General features: G+C 60.7%; 17 protein-coding genes. 12 read left to right on the top strand and 5 right to left on the bottom strand.

Annotated features, from left to right (window positions below):
- Window positions 1-55: 55 nt before the first annotated feature.
- From rsmA to HYI44_RS19215, 4 genes are read right to left on the bottom strand one after another with little or no spacing between them, the layout of a single operon-like run.
- Complete coding sequence (rsmA, locus tag HYI44_RS19230) at window positions 56-874, bottom strand: 16S rRNA (adenine(1518)-N(6)/adenine(1519)-N(6))-dimethyltransferase RsmA (RefSeq protein WP_122841255.1); 819 nt, start codon at window positions 872-874, stop codon at window positions 56-58.
- Entirely contained in the window at window positions 871-1,860 is a 990-nt protein-coding gene (pdxA, locus tag HYI44_RS19225) for a 4-hydroxythreonine-4-phosphate dehydrogenase PdxA (protein WP_122841256.1), read from the bottom strand. Before pdxA ends, rsmA begins: the two co-directional genes overlap by 4 nt.
- Window positions 1,857-3,173 carry a peptidylprolyl isomerase SurA gene (gene surA, locus HYI44_RS19220; RefSeq protein WP_045059971.1) on the bottom strand — a complete coding sequence of 439 codons (1,317 nt, stop codon included), beginning with the start codon at window positions 3,171-3,173 and terminating at the stop codon, window positions 1,857-1,859. The genes pdxA and surA overlap by 4 nt, the downstream gene beginning before the upstream one ends.
- On the bottom strand, window positions 3,154-5,976 hold the full coding sequence (locus tag HYI44_RS19215; RefSeq protein WP_225570210.1) for an LPS-assembly protein LptD: 2,823 nt from the start codon (window positions 5,974-5,976) through the stop codon (window positions 3,154-3,156). Before HYI44_RS19215 ends, surA begins: the two co-directional genes overlap by 20 nt.
- Window positions 5,977-6,106: 130 nt before the next feature.
- On the opposite strand from HYI44_RS19215, the gene HYI44_RS19210 reads away from it, so the two are divergent.
- The 3 genes from HYI44_RS19210 to HYI44_RS19200 are packed head-to-tail and all read left to right on the top strand — an operon-like array spanning window position 6,107 to window position 8,563.
- Entirely contained in the window at window positions 6,107-7,126 is a 1,020-nt protein-coding gene (locus HYI44_RS19210; protein ID WP_225570209.1) for an aminoglycoside phosphotransferase family protein, read from the top strand.
- Window positions 7,123-7,794, top strand: a complete 672-nt coding sequence (gene murU / locus HYI44_RS19205; RefSeq protein ID WP_201148895.1) for an N-acetylmuramate alpha-1-phosphate uridylyltransferase MurU — start codon at window positions 7,123-7,125, stop codon at window positions 7,792-7,794. The genes HYI44_RS19210 and murU overlap by 4 nt, the downstream gene beginning before the upstream one ends.
- 1 nt (window position 7,795) lies before the next feature.
- Window positions 7,796-8,563, top strand: a complete 768-nt coding sequence (locus tag HYI44_RS19200; RefSeq protein ID WP_122841260.1) for a DnaJ domain-containing protein — start codon at window positions 7,796-7,798, stop codon at window positions 8,561-8,563.
- A 5-nt stretch (window positions 8,564-8,568) separates the two neighbouring features.
- Here the strand turns inward: HYI44_RS19200 and HYI44_RS19195 are convergent, their stop codons facing one another.
- A complete protein-coding gene (locus tag HYI44_RS19195; RefSeq protein WP_201148896.1) occupies window positions 8,569-9,555 on the bottom strand; it encodes an alpha/beta hydrolase family protein in 987 nt (328 codons plus the stop codon).
- A 73-nt stretch (window positions 9,556-9,628) separates the two neighbouring features.
- On the opposite strand from HYI44_RS19195, the gene HYI44_RS19190 reads away from it, so the two are divergent.
- From HYI44_RS19190 to HYI44_RS19150, 9 genes are all read left to right on the top strand, one after another.
- Window positions 9,629-12,025: a PAS domain S-box protein gene (locus HYI44_RS19190; protein ID WP_122841262.1), complete on the top strand. Its 2,397-nt coding sequence runs from the start codon at window positions 9,629-9,631 to the stop codon at window positions 12,023-12,025.
- 142 nt (window positions 12,026-12,167) lie between these two features.
- The gene (locus HYI44_RS19185) at window positions 12,168-12,809 is read left to right on the top strand and encodes a response regulator transcription factor (protein ID WP_205940127.1); all 642 of its coding nucleotides are present in this window, start codon (window positions 12,168-12,170) and stop codon (window positions 12,807-12,809) included.
- Between the two features lie 256 nt (window positions 12,810-13,065).
- The gene (locus HYI44_RS19180) at window positions 13,066-14,190 is read left to right on the top strand and encodes an ABC transporter ATP-binding protein (RefSeq protein WP_045059978.1); all 1,125 of its coding nucleotides are present in this window, start codon (window positions 13,066-13,068) and stop codon (window positions 14,188-14,190) included.
- 43 nt (window positions 14,191-14,233) lie between these two features.
- On the top strand, window positions 14,234-15,277 hold the full coding sequence (locus HYI44_RS19175; protein WP_045059979.1) for an ABC transporter substrate-binding protein: 1,044 nt from the start codon (window positions 14,234-14,236) through the stop codon (window positions 15,275-15,277).
- 169 nt (window positions 15,278-15,446) lie between these two features.
- A complete protein-coding gene (locus HYI44_RS19170; protein ID WP_045059980.1) occupies window positions 15,447-16,694 on the top strand; it encodes an ABC transporter permease in 1,248 nt (415 codons plus the stop codon).
- A 12-nt stretch (window positions 16,695-16,706) separates the two neighbouring features.
- Window positions 16,707-17,531, top strand: coding sequence for an ABC transporter permease (locus HYI44_RS19165; protein ID WP_122841263.1), 825 nt, complete (start codon window positions 16,707-16,709; stop codon window positions 17,529-17,531).
- A 203-nt stretch (window positions 17,532-17,734) separates the two neighbouring features.
- The gene (locus tag HYI44_RS19160) at window positions 17,735-18,883 is read left to right on the top strand and encodes an iron-containing alcohol dehydrogenase (RefSeq protein WP_225570208.1); all 1,149 of its coding nucleotides are present in this window, start codon (window positions 17,735-17,737) and stop codon (window positions 18,881-18,883) included.
- An 80-nt stretch (window positions 18,884-18,963) separates the two neighbouring features.
- Window positions 18,964-19,638, top strand: a complete 675-nt coding sequence (gene rpe / locus HYI44_RS19155; RefSeq protein WP_028621492.1) for a ribulose-phosphate 3-epimerase — start codon at window positions 18,964-18,966, stop codon at window positions 19,636-19,638.
- On the top strand, window positions 19,635-20,453 hold the full coding sequence (locus HYI44_RS19150; protein ID WP_122841265.1) for a phosphoglycolate phosphatase: 819 nt from the start codon (window positions 19,635-19,637) through the stop codon (window positions 20,451-20,453). The genes rpe and HYI44_RS19150 overlap by 4 nt, the downstream gene beginning before the upstream one ends.
- Window positions 20,454-20,503 lie beyond the last annotated feature (50 nt).

The following is a 20,503-nucleotide window of genomic DNA, read 5'->3' as shown; positions in this document are numbered from 1 at the left end:
CAAGTACCGGGTAGTAAACCAGACTGGCGTCCTACCCGATAGCGCTCATCGCTGGTCAGTCGGCAGCAGGCGCCTGGGGTACCTGCTCGCTGAGCTTGTCGGCCAGGCGCACGAAGGCGGCCAGGTCGAGTTGCTCCGGACGCAGGCTGCCATCCACGCCGGCGGCTTCGATTTCGTCATTGCTCAGCAGCAGCTTGAGGGTGTTGCGCAGGGTCTTGCGGCGCTGGTTGAAGGCTTCGCGAACCACGCGCTCCAGCAGCTTGTGGTCTTTTGCCGGATGCGGGAGCACCGCGTGAGGCACCAGACGCACGATCGCCGAATCAACCTTGGGCGGCGGATTGAACGCGCCAGGGCCGACATTGAACAGGTGCTCGACCCGGCAGTGATACTGAACCATGATCGACAAACGGCCCCAGTCTCCGCCCCCCGGGCCTGCCGCCATGCGCTCGACCACTTCTTTTTGCAGCATGAAGTGCATGTCGCGGATCAGGTGGGCGTTGTGCAGCAGGTGGAAGATCAGCGGGGTAGAGATGTTGTACGGCAGGTTGCCGACCACCCGAAGACTGGCAGGCGCTGCGTTCAGGCTGTTGAAGTCGAACTTCAGTGCATCGCCCTGGTGCAGGTTGAAATTGCTCTTGCCGGCAAACTGCTGGTTGAGGATCGGGATCAGGTCCTTGTCCAGTTCCACCACGTCGAGCTGGCCGCCGCTGCTGAGCAGGCCTTGGGTCAGCGCGCCCTGGCCGGGGCCGATTTCCAGCAGGCGATCTTCAGCCTTGGCATGGATGGAGCGCAGGATGCGGTCGATGACGCCGGCATCGTGCAGGAAGTTCTGGCCAAAGCGTTTGCGCGCCTTGTGTTGGTAATGCTCGGTCATAAACGGGTCTCTGCCATCTGGTAGGCGGTTTCCAGGGCGACTTGCAGGCTGCCGGTGTCGATTTTGCCGCTGCCGGCCAGGTCCAGGGCGGTGCCGTGGTCGACCGACGTGCGGATGATCGGCAAGCCGAGGGTCACATTGACTGCCGCGCCGAAGCCTTTGTACTTGAGCACCGGCAGGCCCTGGTCGTGGTACATCGCCAGCACTGCGTCGCAGTGCTCCAGATATTTGGGGGTAAACAGAGTGTCGGCGGGAAGGGGGCCGCGAAGGTCCATGCCCTCACCGCGCAAGCGCTCTAATGTAGGTTCGATGATGTCGATTTCTTCATGGCCCAGGTGACCGCCTTCACCGGCGTGCGGGTTGAGACCGCAAACCAGGATGCGTGGCTGGGCGATGCCGAATTTCTCTTTCAGGTCGGTGTGCAGGATACGTGTCACGCGCTCCAGGCGCTCAGGCGTGATGGCGTCGGCGATCTCGCGCAGCGGCAGGTGAGTGGTGACCAGCGCCACGCGCAGGCCACGGGTCGCGAGCATCATTACCACTTGTGCCGTGTGGGTCAGGTCAGCGAGAAATTCGGTGTGCCCGGAAAAGGCGATGCCCGACTCGTTGATGATGCCCTTGTGTACCGGGGCGGTGATCATGCCGGCGAAATCCCCGTCCAGGCAGCCTTGGCCAGCGCGGGTCAGGGTTTCCAGGACGAAGGCGGCATTGGCCTTGTCCAGTTGCCCGGCAGTGACCTTGGCATTGAGCGGGGTGTCCCACACATACAGGCTGTTGGCTGGCGCCGGGGCGTCTGGCCAACTGTCCGGTGTCACTGCCAGCAGATTAACGGCCACTCCCAGTTGCGCGGCCCGCTCAATGAGCAGGTCACGGCTGGTGATGGCAATCAGGGGGTGTGGCTGGGCTTGCGAGGCGAGTAGCAGGCACAGGTCAGGACCTATGCCGGCCGGCTCGCCGGGTGTCAGCGCGAAACGTTTGGGGTTCACTGCGCTGCCTGGTCTGCACCAGGGAGTTTGATCTCGACGTACGCTTCGTCACGGATCTGACGCAGCCAGGTTTGCAGCTCTTCGTCGTATTTGCGGTTACGCAGTACGGTCATGGCTTGCTGTTCGCGGGCCTGGTTGGTGCTGTCGGTAGCGCGGCGACCCAGGACTTCCAGGACGTGCCAGCCATATTGGGTCTGGAACGGCTTGGACAGCTTGCCTTGCGGGGTATTGGCCATCACTTCGCGGAACTCTGGCACCAGGGCGTTCGGGTCGATCCAGTTGAGGTCGCCGCCGTTGAGGGCGGAACCCGGATCTTCCGAATAGCTTTTTGCCAGCTCGGCGAAATCTTCGCCCGACTCGATACGGGTGTAGAGCGACTCGACCAGTGCCTTGGTCTTCGCTTCGTCACGGATCGGACTTGGCTTGACCAGGATGTGGCGTACATGCACTTCGTCACGCACCTGGGCTTCACCGCCACGCTTGTCGAGGATCTTCAGGATGATGAAGCCCCCTGGTGTGCGCATTGGCTGGGTCACGTCGCCCACGGCCATGGTGCTGAGCATGCGGTCGAACGGTGGTGGCAATTGAGCAGCTTTACGCCAGCCCATGTCGCCGCCTTCCAGTGCTGTTTCGCTGGCGGATTTGGCGATGGCCAATTGACCAAAGTCAGCGCCTTGCTTGAGCTGCTGGTAGACCGAGTCTGCCTGCTTGGCAGCATTCTGAATCGCTTCAGAGTTGGCGCTTTCCGGTGTAGGAATCAGGATGTTGGCCAGGCGGAACTCTTCGGACAGCTGCATCTTGCCCAGGTCGGAAGCGAGGAAGTTCTTCACTTCCTGCTCGGACACCTGGATGCGCTCCGCCACACGGCGCTGACGCACGCGGCTGATGATCATTTCGCGACGAATCTGCTCACGTGCGTCATCGTAGGACAGGCCGTCACGTGTCAGTGCGGCGCGGAACTGATCCACCGACATGTTGTTGCGCTGTGCGATGGTGCCGACAGCCTGGTTCAGTTCTTCATCGGTAATGCGGATGCCGGAGCGTTCGCCGATCTGCAACTGCAGGTTTTCGACGATCAGGCGCTCAAGAACCTGCTGGTCCAGCACGCCAGGCGGCGGCGCGGCAGCGCCGCGCTTGGCGATGGTTTGCTGAACTTCATGAACCCGTTGATCCAGCTGGCTCTGCATGACCACGTCGTTATCGACGATGGCCACCACTCTATCGATGGACTGCACCGCGGCGTTGGCCGCGGTACCCAGGAACAGCGCGCCCAGCATGAGCGGGCGCAGACAATCAGAAAGCTTGGTCTTCACGTTCACGATAACCTTGGATGCCTTTGTCGAGGAAGCTCTCTACTTTGGCGCCGGTGAGGCCGCCGAGTCCCTTCAGAACAATTTGGAGGAAGACGCCATGGTCGCCTTTTTCGTTTTGCGGAGCGTCTTGACTGGTTTCGTCGTAGTCAACCCAGTAACGGTTGATCACGCGCAGTTTCCAGCAGCAGTTGTCGTACTCAAAGCCACCAAAGGCTTCCAGGGTACGGTTGCGGTTGTAGTCATACTGCCAGCGGCTGATAGCGTTCCATTGCGGCACGATCGGCCAGATAACCGAGAAGTCGTGCTGCTGGATCTTGTAGTAGTCCTTCACGTAGCCCGGCGTGCCAGGGGTGCCGTAGTCACCGCCACCCACAGCCCATTTGCCCGTGGTCTGGTCGTAACGAACCTGGTCATTGCGATAGCGATAACCGGCGTTGATGACCTTGTTCGGGTTGTCTTCAGGCTGGTAGTGGAACATCGCGCTACCCGAGCGAGGGCTGCGGCTGTCCGGGTCCCAGTTGTAATCGGCAGTGGTGCGCCAGTCACGGTTCCAGCGGTATTCATATTCCAGAGCGTAAGGCGAAACATTGGATTTCGCGTCATCACGGGTCTTGGCATCGATACCCGGCAACTGGACTTCACGGTCCTTGAAGTAGAGCGCCTGGCCAACGCTGATGCGTTGACGCTCAAAGCCGTTCTCTTCGATCCAGCGACTGGTGATGCCCAGGGAAAGTTTGTTCTCGTCGCCGACCCGGTCGGACCCGGAGAAGCGGTTGTCACGGAACAGGGACGAGTAATTGAAGGTGTACTCGCTGGTGTCGAACACTGGAATATCAGCCTGATCCTTTTCCGGAACATACAGATAGAACAGGCGCGGCTCGAGCGTCTGGTTGTAGTTTTTACCGAACCAGCTGGTTTTCCGGTCGAAGTACAGACCGCTGTCAATGCTGGCGATTGGTACGGCTCGATTCTGATTGCGGTCATAGGTGCCGTTGAGGCGATCACCTTCGGAGCCTTGGTTGGCGATATCTGCTTTGCCGGTACCATCGAGATCGAGATCGTATTGGGTGTATTGATATTTCAGCGACGGCTTCAAGAAGCCGTAACTCGCGTTCATCGGCAGGCTCACAGTTGGGGCGAGATTTAGGCGAGTACCGTTCGCCCGAGCAAGACCGAAGACTTTGGTGTCAAGCCGATCAGTGCCGACGGTCCCATCCGCATTAAACGGTCCGCCGTCTTCATCAATAAACCTACCTGTTTTAAGATCTCGATCAAACCGAACGATTTCGGTGTTGTAGGAGAAATCCAGCCCGGAGGGGTTATACGGCAGTGTTCCATCGAAAGTCACCTGAGGTAGGCGATCGTACGGTGTGATGTCCGAAACAGTCGCCAACTGATAAGCCTGAGCATTCACGCGAGCGGTATAGCTATCACCGCGGTACGTAACCGACCCCTGCTGATTCACATAATCCGCGCTTTTCACGCCAATCTGGTCAGTCTGCAGATCCTGGAAGTAATAAGGATCGCTGATCTTGGTGTAATCAACCTGCGTGAGTACCCGCGAATCGAGACCACCCTTGTGCTGCCAGTTGTACATGTAGCGGGTTTTTTCGTAGTCGGTCTGTTTGCTGCGCTCGGTGTCGTCGTCGTTCAGGTACGCGGCGCCGAACTGGCCTTCGCTGGACGGCGTCAGGTAGCGGAACTCGCCTTCCATCAACAGGCCGCGCTTGCTCATGTAGCGTGGGTACAACGTGGCGTCGTAGTTCGGTGCCAGGTTGAAGTAGTAAGGCGTCACCAGCATGAAGCCGGTATCGGTGCCCGTGCCGATGGTCGGCGGCAGGAAGCCGGACTGGCGACGGTCGTCGATCGGGAAATAGATGTACGGCGTGTACAGGACCGGAATGTCCTTGACCCGCAAGGTCACGTTGGTCGCGGTTCCGAAGCCGGTGGCCGGGTTCAGGGTGATGTTATTACCCTTGAGCTGCCAGGCATTGCTGTTCGGTTCGCACGTGGTGTACGTACCGTCCTTGAGGCGGATGATCGCGTTTTCGGCACGCTTGGCGTACAGGGCGCTACCGCGGATACGGGATTTGTGCAGAACGTATTCGGCGTTGTCGACCTTGGCTTCACCGGTGTCCAGTTGTACATCGGCGTGATCGCCAACGATCAGGGCACCATTGTCGCGGATGCGCACGTTGCCGCTCAGCTCGCCGCGGCTCTCGGCCTGGTACAGGTTGGCTTCGTCGGCTTCGACCTGCATGCTGCCCTGGCGCATGACGACGTCACCGGCCAGCGCTGCAACCTGTTCTTCCTGCTTATAGCGAGAGGCCTTGGCGCCGATAAAGGTCGGGGCGTCACTTTTATTCGTCTTGTCATTCATGCCAGGACGAGTGGGTTCGATATAGGAACCCGAGCAGTAAGGGCCGGTTTCAGCCAATTGCGCTGCGGTGAGGTTCTCGCGCGGAACCCAGTCGAGGTGACTGTAGTCTGCACTGCGAGACTTCAGGCCGCGGCCCTTGGCCTCGGTCACCAGTGCCGGTTTGGCGCCGGTGTCGTCGCTCGTACCGCTGTCGGCAGGCGTCTCGCCGCTTGCACTCACCGCGCTGCCGTCATGGACGGGGCGAGGTGGCAAAGCAGCGGCTGGGGATTTTGGCGCACAGTCCCAGGCACCCGAAGCAGAGACTGAGCAGTCATACTGTTCCGCGGCGACCACGAACGAAGTGGCTAGAGGTTGAAGGGCCAGCAGACTGCCGGTAACCAACAACGGAAATTTTTTACGAAACGCGGGGGATTTCAATGCCATCTTATTAGTCCGGGCTTCCTGCGTGCCATCTGCCCGCGGTGTGGGCCGCACGCCTCTCGATGGTCTGAAAAAGATGCTGGATAATAAAGCATGACCCGCTTGACGGCTAGCGCCGTCGGAGACCCTTGCAATGCCTGACCAAGATGTACGTTTGCAACACCTGAAAGTTTGGCTCGAAGAACAGTTGGCCACCCTCTTTGCAGAGCAGGGCTGGGGAGCCGTACCCCCAGCCACGTTGACTGCGGCCAGTAGCGATGCGAGTTTTCGGCGCTATTTCCGCTGGGAGGGTGCGGGCCGCAGCTTTATCGTGATGGATGCGCCGCCGCCCCAGGAAAACTGCAAACCCTTCGTCGACATCGCTTTTTTGCTGGCGAAATCCGGCATCAATGTGCCGAAAATTTACGCCGAAGACCTGGAACGCGGTTTTCTTTTGCTCCATGACCTGGGCAACAAGACCTACCTGGACGTGATCGACAGTGAAAATGCCGACGATTTGTTCAAGGATGCCTTGCAAGCCTTGCTGGCCTTTCAGCAACTGCCAATGGTGGCGCCGCTGCCAAGTTATGACGTGGCCTTGCTGCGCCGTGAGCTGGAATTGTTCCCGGACTGGTATGTGAAGCACGAACTGGGCGTCGAATTCGACTCCACCCAGCAGGCACTGTGGCAGCAGGCCAGCGACCTGTTGATCGACAGTGCGCTGGCGCAGCCAGAAGTCCTGGTGCATCGCGACTATATGCCGCGCAACCTGATGCTCAGCGAACCGAATCCCGGCGTGCTGGATTTCCAGGATGCGGTCTACGGCCCGGTCACTTATGACGTCACCTGCCTGTTCAAAGACGCTTTTCTCAGCTGGCCCGAAGAACGCATACGCGGCTGGCTCGAAGATTACTGGCAGCAGGCCGGTGCCCTGGGCATTGCGGTGCAATCGGACTTCGAAAGCTTCCTGCGCGCCAGCGACCTGATGGGCGTGCAGCGTCATCTGAAGGTCATCGGCATCTTCGCCCGCATCTGTCACCGTGATGGCAAGCCCCGCTACCTGGCCGACGTGCCGCGCTTCTTTGCTTATATAGATGCTGTGGTCGCTCGCCGGCCGGAACTGGCGGATCTGGGTGCATTGCTTGATAGCTTGCGTGCCGGAGTTCAAGCATGAAGGCGATGATTCTCGCGGCAGGCAAGGGCGAACGGATGCGCCCGCTGACGCTGACCACTCCCAAACCGCTGGTGCGTGCCGGCGGCATACCGTTGATCGAATATCATCTCAAGGCGCTGGCGATTGCCGGTTTTACCGAGATTGTGATCAACCATGCCTGGCTCGGCCAGCAGATCGAGAATTACCTGGGTGACGGATCGCAATACGGCGTGCGGATTCACTACTCGCCCGAAGGCGAACCGCTGGAGACCGGCGGCGGCATCTTCCGGGCGCTGCCATTGCTGGGTGACGATGCTTTCCTGGTGGTCAACGGCGATATCTGGACCGACTATGACTTCAGCGTGTTGAATCGCCCCATCGAAGGCCTGGCGCACCTGGTACTGGCGGACAACCCCGCGCATCACCCGGCCGGGGATTTCAGCCTGCGCGACGGGCTGGTGCGCGATGGGCAAGCAGATGATGCGACTCTGACCTACAGCGGGATTGCGGTGCTGCACCCGCAGTTGTTCAAAAATTGCTCAGCGGGTGCGTTCAAGCTGGCGCCGTTGCTGCGCGCGGCCATGACGCAGGGGCAGGTGACTGGTGAACGCCTCAATGGACTCTGGGTGGATGTCGGCACCCACGAGCGCCTGGCAGAAGTGGAAACCCTGATAGAAGCGAGTCGCTGAGATGCTGTGGCCAGGGACTCTGATTGGAGCCGGGGCGGGCTTTGCCATCGCCAGCATTCCGGGGGCCATGCTCGGCGCGCTATTGGGGCAGGCGCTGGACCGGCGTCTACAGCTGCAGAGCTGGGGACACTTGCGGGAAAAGCTCGGCGGCCGGCCAGTCCTGCGCAACGATGAACTGCTGTTCATCCTGCTCGGGCGGTTGGCCAAATGCGATGGACAGGTGGTGGCAGGTCACATTCAGCAGGCCCGAGAGGAGATGCGATCGCTGGAAATGACCGAGTCCGCGCAACGCCGGGCGATTGTCGCATTCAATCGCGGCAAATCAGGACATGACCGGCTGCGCGGATACCTGCAACGCCTGAGCGCCCAACCTTTCGCTGCCGAAGGCGTGTTGCGCGCCTGTTGGCGCATGATCTGGGCGGATGGGCGTGCCGGTCGCAGTGAGCTGGAGCTGATTGCCCAGTGGGGTCGTTGGCTGGGCTGGACACCACAGCAGGTGCAGGCCCTGGCGAGCGAATATGAACCGCAGAAACGACCTGCGATCAGCAGCGCGCTGACCTATCAGGACGCGATGCGGCTGCTGGGGGTGTCGGCTACCAGTGAGCCGGCGCAGATCAAGCGCGCCTACCGTCGCCTGCTGAGTCGGCATCATCCGGACAAGATCGCCGGCAGTGGGGCCACCACGTCGCAGGTGCGCGAGGCGACGGACAAAACCCGTGAGTTGCATAACGCCTACACGGTGATCCGTCAGCGTCGGGATTTTCGCTAGCGATCTCAATCCGCCGGCTGAGGGCTCAACCAACCCCGCACCCGGCGGACCAGTTGCTCTTGTTGATCCTTGGCATTTCCTGGCAAGGCTTTCAACGAAACCTGGCTGAACGCTGCCGTCTTCAGCCGCTTGCTCGCGTGCAATCGCTTGAGCGCTTCATCGCGGTCGAGCGGCTTGTCCATGTAGAAAATGTCTGCGGTGGGCAGTTTGAGCGTCGAGGTCAGCTCGACCAGCTCGGGCTTGGTGGATGCCGGCGTCTTGACCGCGACCATGACCAGCTTCTCGACCTGCGGCGGCTGCTTCTCGCTCAGGTATCGGGCTGCCCAGTAGCCGCCGGTACCATGTCCCAGCACGACGATGCTGCGAGCGCTTTGCCCTTCGGCGTAGGCCACTGCCGCGTCTATTCGCGCGAAAATCCGTTCGGCATCGACCCTTCGCTGTTCGTCGACGCTTTCGACCACAGCCTTGTCTGCCACATCGGCCTCGCCGCCGGCGGCCTGTTCGATGGGCGTGGAAGTGGTCGAATCCTTGGTCCCTGTGTCAGGGGCCTTGATCGCCGGGGGCACTTCGAGGACGCGAGGGGCAATGGCGTCGCTTTGCAGGTCCGGCAAGGTGATACTCAGGCTGCTCCAGCCGGCATCCGGTAATTTACGACGCAATGGGCCGATCGCTTGCGGTGAGTCAGCTGTCTCGCCGACGCCCGGGACGATAATCACCGCACCTTTGGGCTCTGCAGTATTCGCCGGCTTCCACAGCGCCAGGAAGGTCTCGCTGCCCGCTTGCAGCTGTTGCTGTTCCTGCGCGGGCAAGGTGCGTTCGAGTGCGGCCGCGTCTTCCTGACTACGCTCAAGCAGCGGTTGGCGTTGTGTTGGCGCAGATGCAGCAGGGGAATCAGCAGCAGGGGCCGGGTCGGCCGCCTTGACGGAAAACGCGCAAGGCAGGATCAGCGACAGGCACAATGCTGGCAGTGCCAGGCGGTAGACAATGGGCATCGGATATTCCAGGCCAGAAGTGATTCCGGCAGCCTAATGGGTTAGTCAGTATTTGTCAGTGTGTGGGGCTTTAATGATGGTTGTGCGCTGCCTGTTAATGATTGCCTGTCTGTGCTTTTCCCTGGCGGGTTGGGCGGCCTCCGCGCCCCCCGAGCATCTTGCGCAACTGTCGCCGGCGCAGCGCCAGTGGTTGGCCAGTCATGGCGAATTGCGCGTCGGGGTGGTGCTGCAAACGCCTTATGCCCAATACGATCGGCGCTTGCAGCGGCTGTCCGGGGTCAATGTCGAGCTGATGAAGTGGGTGGCCAAATCCCTCAAGGTCGAATTGAGCTGGCGCAATTTCCCCGACCTGGCGCAACTGGAGGCAGCGGCCCGAGAAGACGAAATCGACATTGCCCCTGGACTGACGCAAACGCCGGGAGGTCTGCGGCTATGGCAGTTTTCCGACCCTTATATGCGGGTGCCCCAGCTGGTGGTCAGTGATCAGAAGAGCGCTGGCGTGGTAGAGCTGGAAAAACTCGATAGCCAGACCCGGGTGGCGGTGCGCATGCCTGGTGCGACCGCTGACTACCTGCGCGGCAATTACCCGCATCTGAATTTGCAGGGCGTGCCGATCGAGCGCCAGGCCTTGCAACTGCTGCTCAGCCAGCAGGCCAGCTACGCAGTAGTCGATGAGGCGCAGCTCGGTCGATTGTCCGCCGAACCGGAGTTTGCCGGATTGGTGGTGGTGGGTGACATTGGCTTGCCGCAGTTGCTGCGGGTTGCGACTCGCCGTGACTGGCCTGAGCTGGCAGGCATCGTCGAGGCGGCGTTGCGGGCGATTCCGGCCAAGGACCTCGAGCAGTTGCACAACCAGTGGCTGCAGCCCAAATACCCTCGGCTGGCCGAGTCGCCAGGCTTCTGGCAAAACCTGTGTCTGTTGTTTGCGGTGCTGATGTTCAGCAGCATGGCCATCGTCTTCTGGCAACGGCGCCAACAGCACAGCCTGGAGCAGCGGCTGGTCGCGGCACGTGAAGACATTGCCTTGCGTGCAGCCAGCGAAGAAGCGCTGCGGCTCACGCAGTTTTCCATCGATCAAAGTACGGTCGGCATCCTGTGGGTGAATTGGGACAGCCATGTGCGCTATGCCAACCGCGCAGCCGAGACCATGCTGGGTTATGCCGCCGGCGGAATCATTGACCGGCCATTGATCGATTTCGAACCCGGCCTGCACATGGATCGCTGGCTGAACCTGTGGAAGCGAGCCCGTGCCAGCGAGGAGGGGCCGCAAAGTTTCGAAACCAACTGCGTGCGGGCGGACGGCAGTATCTTGCCAACGGACGTGTCGTTGAGCTTCCTGCGATTTCGCGAAGGCGAGTACCTGGTGGTTTACCTCAACGACGTCACTGAACGTCGCCGTGCCCTGGCCGCACTGCAGGAAAGTGAAGCGCGGCTGCAGGGGATTGCCGCCAACGTCCCGGGATTGGTCTTTCGTCTGGAGCGGGCACCGGTGACAGGGCAGATCGACTTTGCCTACATCAGTGAAGGCAGCGAAACCCTGGTCGGTTACTCCCCGGCGACTCTCGCCCATCGCGACAAGGGTCTGCGCAGCCTGGTGCATCCGGATGACAAGGCCAGCTACCACCGGACCCAGGACCTGGCGCTGGACACCGACAGCGACTGGTCATGGCAAGGACGAATACTTACCCGCCAGGGCGAACAGCGCTGGGCCGAGATCAAGGCGATTACCCGTCAACTGGAAGACGGCGCCTACGTCTGGGATGGCATCGTCTGGGACATCAGTGAGAGCAAGCGCATCGAACTGGAGCTGGCCAGCTCGCGCGAGCAGCTACGGGAGTTGTCCGCGCACCTGGAAAGCGTGCGGGAAGAGGAGAAGGCGCGGATCGCCCGGGAGGTCCACGATGAGCTGGGGCAAATGCTCACCGTGCTGAAGCTGGAGACCTCGATGTGCGAACTGTCCTACGCGCAGCTTGATCCTGGCCTGCAGGATCGCTTGAACAGTATGAAGCGCCTGATTGCACAGCTGTTCCAGCTGGTGCGGGACGTGGCGACAGCGTTGCGCCCGCCAATTCTCGACGCCGGGATCGCCTCGGCGATTGAATGGCAGGCCCGGCGCTTCGAGGCGCGCACCCATATTCCCTGCCTGGTGCAGGTGCCGGACAACCTGCCAGTGCTCAGCGACGCCATGGCCATTGGCCTGTTCCGGATCCTTCAGGAAGCGTTGACCAATGTCATGCGTCATGCTCAGGCGCATACTGTCGAACTGACGCTGGTGCGCGAGGGCAACGCGTTGCTCATGACAGTCAGCGATGATGGCGCAGGATTTGTCGCCTCAACCGGTCGGCCTACTTCCTTTGGCGTGGTGGGCATGCGCGAACGAGTGTTGATCATGGGCGGCGAGTTGTCGCTTGAGAGCGAGCCGGGTGAGGGTACGACGCTGATGGTGCGAGTGCCGCTGGATGGGGCCTGAAGGTTTGGGTTGTCAGCGATGAGGCCTTCGCGAGCAAGTCCGCTACCACGGTAGTCGCAGTGTAATGGGGGTCTGTGTCCCGACCGGTCTCCCTGTGGGAGCGGGCTTGCCCGCGAATGATCCTGGATCTGAAACAAGAAGAATGGAGAACACTGTGATCCGTGTACTGGTAGCTGAAGACCACACCATTGTCCGCGAAGGCATCAAGCAGTTGATCGGCCTGGCCAAAGACTTGCTGGTGGTAGGGGAGGCGAGCAATGGCGAGCAGTTGCTCGAGACCCTGCGTCATGTTCCCTGCGAAGTGGTGCTGCTTGATATCTCCATGCCCGGGGTCAATGGGCTGGAAGCCATTCCGCGGATTCGGGCGCTGAACAACCCCCCGGCCATCCTGGTGCTATCGATGCATGACGAGGCGCAAATGGCTGCCCGCGCTTTAAAAGTAGGCGCGGCAGGCTACGCGACCAAGGACAGTGACCCGGCGCTGCTGCTGACGGCCATCCGCAAGGTCGCAGCGGGCGGGCGCTACATTGACCCCGACCTGGCTGACCGAATGGTCTTCGAGGTGGGGCTGACCGATTCGCGGCCGCTGCATTCGCTGCTGTCGGAGCGTGAATTCTCGGTGTTCGAGCGCCTGGCCCAGGGCGCCAACGTCAACGACATTGCCCAGCAACTGGCGCTGAGCAGCAAAACCATCAGCACCCACAAGGCGCGGCTGATGCAGAAGCTCAACATCACCTCCCTGGCGGAGCTGGTGAAGTACGCGATGGAACACAAACTGCTCTAGTTGCGCTGAGACCCGTACGGGGATATGTGGCGACATATCTATCTGCGACATTCCTTCAAGCCGCTTTTACCTGTGCTTCAAGCCTGTAGCTGGCAAGGTGCCGGTGTATTTGCCCAAACGCGCCATCCTTGTAGGGCAATCCCTACCCCCAACCTTCCAGCCGGCTGAGGCGATTCTCTCCTGCCCCCCGATTTGCGTGGTCCCCAGCGTCCACTAGGCTTAGTCCACAGCAGTCATCAACAACAAAGGTGTGGGTATGAGCCAGGTCGATTCAAGCGCAGGGGCCAGCGACATTCTGGTCAGCTTTCGTGGAGTGCAAAAGAGCTACGACGGCGAGAACCTGATCGTCAAAGACCTCAACCTGGATATTCGCAAAGGCGAATTCCTCACGTTGCTCGGGCCATCCGGCTCCGGCAAGACCACCAGCCTGATGATGCTCGCCGGTTTTGAGACCCCGACCGCTGGCGAAATCCTGCTGGCCGGGCGCTCCATCAACAACGTGCCGCCGCACAAGCGTGACATCGGCATGGTGTTCCAGAACTACGCGTTGTTTCCGCACATGACGGTCGCCGAGAACCTTGCGTTCCCGCTGAGCGTGCGCGGCCTGAACAAAAGTGATGTCAGCGACAAGGTGAAAAAAGTGCTGAGCATGGTTCAGCTCGACGCCTTCGCCCAACGCTATCCGGCGCAACTGTCTGGTGGCCAGCAGCAGCGCGTGGCCCTGGCCCGGGCGCTGGTGTTCGAGCCGCAACTGGTGCTGATGGACGAACCGCTGGGCGCACTGGACAAACAACTGCGCGAACACATGCAGATGGAGATCAAGCATCTGCACCAGCGCTTGGGCGTGACCGTGGTCTACGTGACCCACGACCAGGGAGAAGCGTTGACCATGTCGGACCGCGTGGCCGTGTTCCACCAAGGCGAAATCCAGCAGATCGCCCCGCCGCGCAGCCTCTACGAAGAGCCGAAGAACACCTTCGTCGCCAACTTTATCGGTGAGAACAATCGCCTCAATGGCCGCCTGCACAGCCACACCGGTGACCGCTGCGTGGTCGAGTTGGGCCGTGGCGAGAAGGTTGAAGCCCTGGCAGTGAACGTCGGCAAGACCGGCGAGCCAGTCACGCTGTCAATTCGCCCGGAGCGCATAAGCCTCAACGGTTCGAGCGAATCCTGCGTCAACCGCTTCTCAGGACGGGTGGCGGAATTCATCTACCTGGGCGACCACGTCCGGGTACGCCTGGAGGTCTGCGGCAAGACCGATTTCTTTGTTAAACAGCCGATTGCCGAGCTCGATCCCGCGCTGGCCGTTGGCGACGTAGTACCGCTTGGCTGGCAAGTCGAACACGTTCGCGCGCTCGACCCACTTCTAGAGGCGAATTAATCGCCCCCTGCAACACCAACCCTGCACGTGGAGAACAATATAAATGTTGAAATCCCTGAAATTCACCGCCCTGGTCATGGGCATGATCGGTGCGGCACACGCAATGGCGGCAGGTCCCGACCTGACTGTCGTGTCCTTTGGCGGGGCGAACAAGGCGGCGCAGGTCAAAGCCTTCTACGCACCTTGGGAAGCGGCGGGCAACGGCAAGATCGTGGCGGGCGAATACAATGGCGAGATGGCCAAGGTCAAGGCCATGGTCGACACCAAGAGCGTGTCCTGGGACCTGGTGGAAGTTGAATCGCCAGAACTGTCCCGCGGCTGCGACGAAGACATGTTCGAGCAACTCGACCCGGCACTGTTCGGCAAGACCGAAGACTACGTCAAGGGCGCCATCCAGCCATGCGGCGTAGGCTTCTTTGTGTGGTCGACCGTGCTGGCCTACAACGCCGACAAGCTCAAAACCGCGCCGACCAGTTGGGTGGATTTCTGGGACACCAAGCAGTTCCCGGGCAAGCGTGGCCTGCGTAAAGGCGCCAAGTACACCCTGGAATTCGCCTTGATGGCCGACGGCGTAGCGCCCAAGGACGTCTACAAAGTGCTGGCGGGTAAAGACGGTCAGGACCGCGCGTTCAAGAAGCTCGACGAGCTCAAGCCAAGCATTCAGTGGTGGGAAGCGGGCGCACAACCGCCGCAGTACCTCGCCTCGGGTGATGTGGTCATGAGCTCGGCGTACAACGGCCGCATCGCTGCCGTGCAGAAGGAAAGCAACCTGAAGGTCGTGTGGAACGGTGGCATCTACGACTTCGATGCCTGGGCCATTCCTAAAGGTCTGGACAAGGCGCGTGCTGAAGCGGCGAAGAAATTCATCGCGTTCTCGGTGCAGCCACAGCAGCAGAAGACCTACTCGGAAAACATCGCCTACGGCCCGGCCAACACCCAGGCCGTACCGTTGCTGGCCAAGGATGTCCTGAAGGACATGCCGACCACCCCGGAAAACATCGCCAACCAGGTGCAGATCGACGTCAGCTTCTGGGCTGACAACGGTGAGCAACTGGAGCAGCGTTTCAATTCCTGGGCGGCCAAGTAGGAGCTGCCGAAGGCTGCGATCTTTTGATCTTGATCTCCAGCGATCTCAAGGCCGCCAAAAGATCGCAGGCTGCGCCAGCTCCTACAGGGGGCGGCGTGTTTCATGAATGTTGATGTAATGCGGCATTACTTCGGTGATGCCGCCCATCCAAAGATTTCCGGAGTACGCCATGGCCACCGCCATTCCCCTGAACGCGGGCACTGACCCCACCTTGAAGCAGCGGCTCAAGCACGCCGAGCGGATCAACCGCTGGAAAGCGCAAGCCTTGATCGCGCCGCTGGTGCTGTTCCTGCTGCTGGTGTTCCTGGTGCCGATTGTGGCGCTGCTCTATAAAAGTGTTGGCAACCCGGAGGTGGTCGGCGGTATGCCGCGCACCGTGGCTGCCATCGCCAGTTGGGATGGTCGAGGCCTGCCCGCTGAACCGGTCTATAAAGCCGCCAGCGAAGACCTTGCCGAAGCGCGCAAGAATCAGACCCTGGGTGACCTGTCCAAGCGCCTGAACATGGAATTGGCCGGCTACCGCAGCCTGTTGACCAAGACTGCGCGTGCCTTGCCGTTCGCCACGGAACCAGCCTCTTATAAAGAAGCGCTGGAAAGCCTCGACGAGCGTTGGGGCGACCCAGCCTATTGGCAAGCCGTGCGCCGCAATACCAGCAACATCACGCCTTATTACCTGCTGGCGGCCGTCGATCACCGCATCGACGACCTCGGCGAAGTCGCCCCGGCCACTCCCGACCAGGCGATCTACCTCGACATCTTCGCCCGTACTTTCTGGATGGGTCTGGTCATCACGGCGATCTGCCTGGTGCTGGCGTATCCACTGGCTTACCTGCTGGCCAACCTGCCTTCACGGCAAAGCAACCTGTTGATGATTCTGGTGCTGTTGCCTTTCTGGACCTCGATTCTGGTGCGAGTCGCAGCATGGATCGTGTTGCTGCAATCGGGCGGCCTGATCAATAGCGGGCTGATGGCCATGGGCATCATCGACAAGCCGCTGGAACTGGTGTTCAACCGTACCGGGGTCTACATCTCGATGGTGCACATCCTGCTGCCGTTCATGATCCTGCCGATCTACAGCGTGATGAAAGGCATCTCGCCTACCTATATGCGTGCGGCGATTTCCCTGGGCTGCCATCCGTTCGCCAGTTTCTGGCGGGTGTACTTCCCGCAGACCTATGCCGGTGTAGGTGCCGGTTGCCTGTTGGTGTTCATCCTCGCCATCGGTTACTACATCACGCCCGCGTTGTTGGGTAGCCCGAACGACCAGATGGTCAGCTACTTCGTCGCCTTCTACACCAATACCAGTATCAACTGGGGCATGGCGACCGCACTGGGTGGGCTGCTGCTGTTGGCGACCGTCGTGCTTTATCTGATTTACAGCTGGCTGGTGGGCGCCAGTCGCCTGCGCCTGAGCTAAGGGGAGAACGAAATGCTGAGTCCTTACATGTCGCCCATCGAACGGGTGTGGTTCTACAGCTTGCGGATTCTCTGCGGTCTGATCCTGCTGTTCCTTATTCTGCCGGTGCTGGTGATCATCCCGCTGTCATTCAACTCGGGGAGTTTCCTGGTGTATCCGCTGCAAGGCTTCTCGCTGCAGTGGTACCACGACTTCTTCGCTTCGGCGGAGTGGATGAGGGCGCTGAAGAACAGCATCATCGTGGCCCCGGCGGCCACGGTGCTGGCAATGATCTTCGGCACACTGGCAGCGATCGGCCTGACCCGGGGCGATTTCCCGGGCAAGGCGCTGGTGATGGCCCTGGTGATTTCACCGATGGTCGTGCCGGTGGTGATCATTGGCGTGGCGAGTTATCTGTTCTTCGCACCACTGGGGCTGGGCAACAGTTTCTTTTCGCTGATCGTGGTGCACGCGGTGTTGGGTGTGCCCTTTGTGATTATCACCGTGTCGGCGACGTTGCAGGGGTTCAACCAGAACCTGGTGCGCGCCGCAGCAAGTCTGGGGGCTTCGCCGCTGACTGCGTTCCGTCGTGTGACCTTGCCGTTGATTGCCCCGGGGGTGATTTCCGGGGCGCTGTTTGCTTTTGCGACTTCGTTCGATGAAGTGGTCGTGACGCTGTTCCTGGCCGGTCCTGAACAAGCGACCTTGCCACGGCAGATGTTCAGCGGGATTCGCGAAAACCTCAGCCCGACGATTGCCGCAGCTGCGACGCTGTTGATCGCCTTCTCGGTGATCCTGCTGCTGACCCTGGAATGGCTGCGCGGGCGCAGCGAAAAACTGCGGACCGCACAGGTCTGACACGATCCGTCCTGTAGGAGCTGCCGAAGGCTGCGATCTTTTGATCTTAGGAATCAAGGTCAAAAGATCGCAGCCTTCGGCAGCTCCTACAGAGGGTTTGTGCGGGATTGAGTGTCCCAGGTCATTCACACCCTGAATACAAGACAACCTCCAATCCCCAGCTACTATTGTTGCCCAGCTCCTACCTATAAGAGGCTGCGCACATGAGTCTTTCCTCTTTCAAAATTGCCCACAAACTGATCACCGGTGCAGGTGCCATCGAGCAGCTGGCCGCTGAGCTCACCCGGCTGGACATCGACCACCCCCTGATCGTCACCGACGCTGCGCTGGTTAAATCCGGCACAGTCGAGCTCGCGCTGGCGCAATTGGGCGGTCGCACTTATGAGATCTTTGACCGGGTGTTGCCGGATCCGGAAATCGCCATCGTTGAAGATTGCATGCAGGTCTATCGCGAAGGCGGGCACGACGGGCTCATCGGCCTGGGTGGTGGCAGTGCGATCGACATCGCCAAGAGTGTCGCAGCCTATGCCGGTTATCACGGTGCGCTTGAGGATTTGTTCGGTGTCGACCAGGTGCCCCGCAAAGGCCCGCCGTTGATCGCCATCCCCACGACTGCCGGTACCGGCTCGGAAGTGACCAATGTGGCGATCCTGTCCGACAAGGTCGCACAGCTCAAAAAAGGAATTGTCAGCGACTATCTGTTGCCGGACGTGGCGCTGGTCAGCCCGCAGATGACCCTGACCTGTCCGCGCGGCGTCACGGCAGCGAGCGGCGTCGATGCGCTGGTGCATGCCATCGAGTCCTACCTTTCGGTTAATGCTTCGCCCATTACCGATGCCCTGGCCATCGGCGCGATCAAGCTGATTTCCGGGGCGCTGCCCAAGGCCTACGCCAACCCGTCCAATCTGCAGGCCCGCGAAGACATGGCCACTGCCAGCCTGATGGCCGGCATGGCGTTCGGGAATGCCGGGGTCGGTGCAGTGCATGCACTGGCGTATCCGTTGGGCGGGCGCTTCAATATCGCCCATGGCGTCAGCAATGCGTTGTTGCTTCCCCATGTCATGACGTGGAACAAGATGGCCTGCGTAGAGCGAATGCAGGATATTGCCGAGGCCATGGGGGTCCGGACCGCTCATCTGAGTGCCAATGAGGCCGCGCACAAAGCCGTCGAGGCAATGGCGGCATTGTGCGCTGCGGTTGAAATTCCCCAGGGCCTGCGCAGTTTCGGCGTTCCCGAGGATGCGATCCCGGCCATGGCCGTGGAAGCCGCGGGGATCGAACGCCTGATGCGCAACAATCCTCGTCAATTGGGCGCCGTCGATATCGAGAAGATCTACCGGGCGGCTTACTGATCATCGCAGTCACGTCGCACGCGTCAAAGCATGAGGTATACAATGCGCGCCATCGTGATTCTGCTCAGAAAAGGTGCGTCATGCAGCCCTTCGTAATTGCTCCGTCGATTCTCTCCGCCGACTTCGCCCGCCTGGGCGAGGAAGTGGACAACGTCCTGGCCGCTGGCGCCGACTTCGTCCACTTCGACGTCATGGACAACCATTACGTGCCGAACCTGACCATTGGTCCGATGGTCTGCGCGGCGCTGCGTAAATACGGCGTGACCGCGCCTATCGACGCGCACCTGATGGTCAGCCCGGTAGACCGCATAGTCGGCGACTTCATCGAAGCCGGCGCGACCTACATCACCTTCCACCCGGAAGCGACGCAGCATGTCGACCGCTCCCTGCAACTGATCCGCGAAGGCGGCTGCAAGTCTGGCCTGGTGTTCAACCCGGCGACTCCGCTCGACGTACTCAAGTACGTGATGGACAAGGTCGACATGATTTTGCTGATGAGCGTCAACCCCGGCTTCGGCGGGCAGAAGTTCATTCCTGGCACCCTCGACAAGCTGCGCGAAGCGCGGGCACTGATCGATGCCAGCGGTCGCGACATCCGCCTGGAAATCGACGGCGGCGTGAACGTGAACAACATTCGTGAAATTGCGGCGGCGGGAGCTGACACCTTCGTCGCCGGCTCGGCCATCTTCAACGCGCCGAACTACCAGGAAGTGATCGAGAAGATGCGCTCCGAACTGGCGTTGACCCGTCCATGAGTGGCTTTGAGCAGCTGTTCCCAGGGGCGTTGCCGCGCCTGGTGATGTTCGATCTGGATGGCACGCTGATCGATTCGGTCCCCGACCTGGCTGTCGCCGTGGACAACATGCTGCTCAAGCTCGGCCGCCAGCCTGCGGGCCTCGAGTCGGTGCGCAGGTGGGTCGGCAACGGCGCGCCGGTGCTGGTACGACGTGCGCTGGCCGGTGACATCGATCACTCAACGGTAGATGACGGTGAAGCCGAAGGCGCGCTGGATATCTTCATGCAAGCCTACAGCGAGAGTCATGAGCTCACGGTGGTCTACCCTGGAGTTCGCGACACGCTCAAATGGTTGCACAAGCAGGGCGTGGAAATGGCGCTGATCACCAACAAGCCGGAGCGTTTCGTCGCGCCGCTGCTGGACCAGATGAAGATCGGTCGCTATTTCAAATGGATCATCGGCGGCGATACCCTGCCGCAAAAAAAACCCGACCCGGCCGCGCTGTTCTTTGTGATGAAAATGGCCAACATTCCGGCTTCGCAGTCGTTGTTCGTCGGTGATTCGCGCAGCGACGTGCTGGCGGCGAAAGCGGCAGGGGTCAAGTGCGTCGCGCTGAGCTACGGCTATAACCACGGCCGGCCTATTGCCGAAGAATCGCCGGCACTGGTGATTGACGACCTGCGCAAGCTAATTCCCGGTTGCCTGGATACGGCCTCTGGGATAACGTTGCCCGACGCTGTTCAATCCCCAAATGGAAACGCCATCGTGGTGGTCACCCGCAAACTCTGGATGAAAGTCATCAAGGCCCTGGCCCGCTGGCGTTGGCGCGCCTGACTCGATTCTGGCCGGCTTTCCGGCGCGTGTGCATACCTGACTGTTAGCAC

This window comes from Pseudomonas sp. Y24-6, assembly GCF_020295325.1.
GTDB lineage: Bacteria > Pseudomonadota > Gammaproteobacteria > Pseudomonadales > Pseudomonadaceae > Aquipseudomonas > Aquipseudomonas gregormendelii.
Note: the sequence above shows the minus strand (reverse complement) of the source record. Positions and strands in the feature narration are given on the sequence as shown.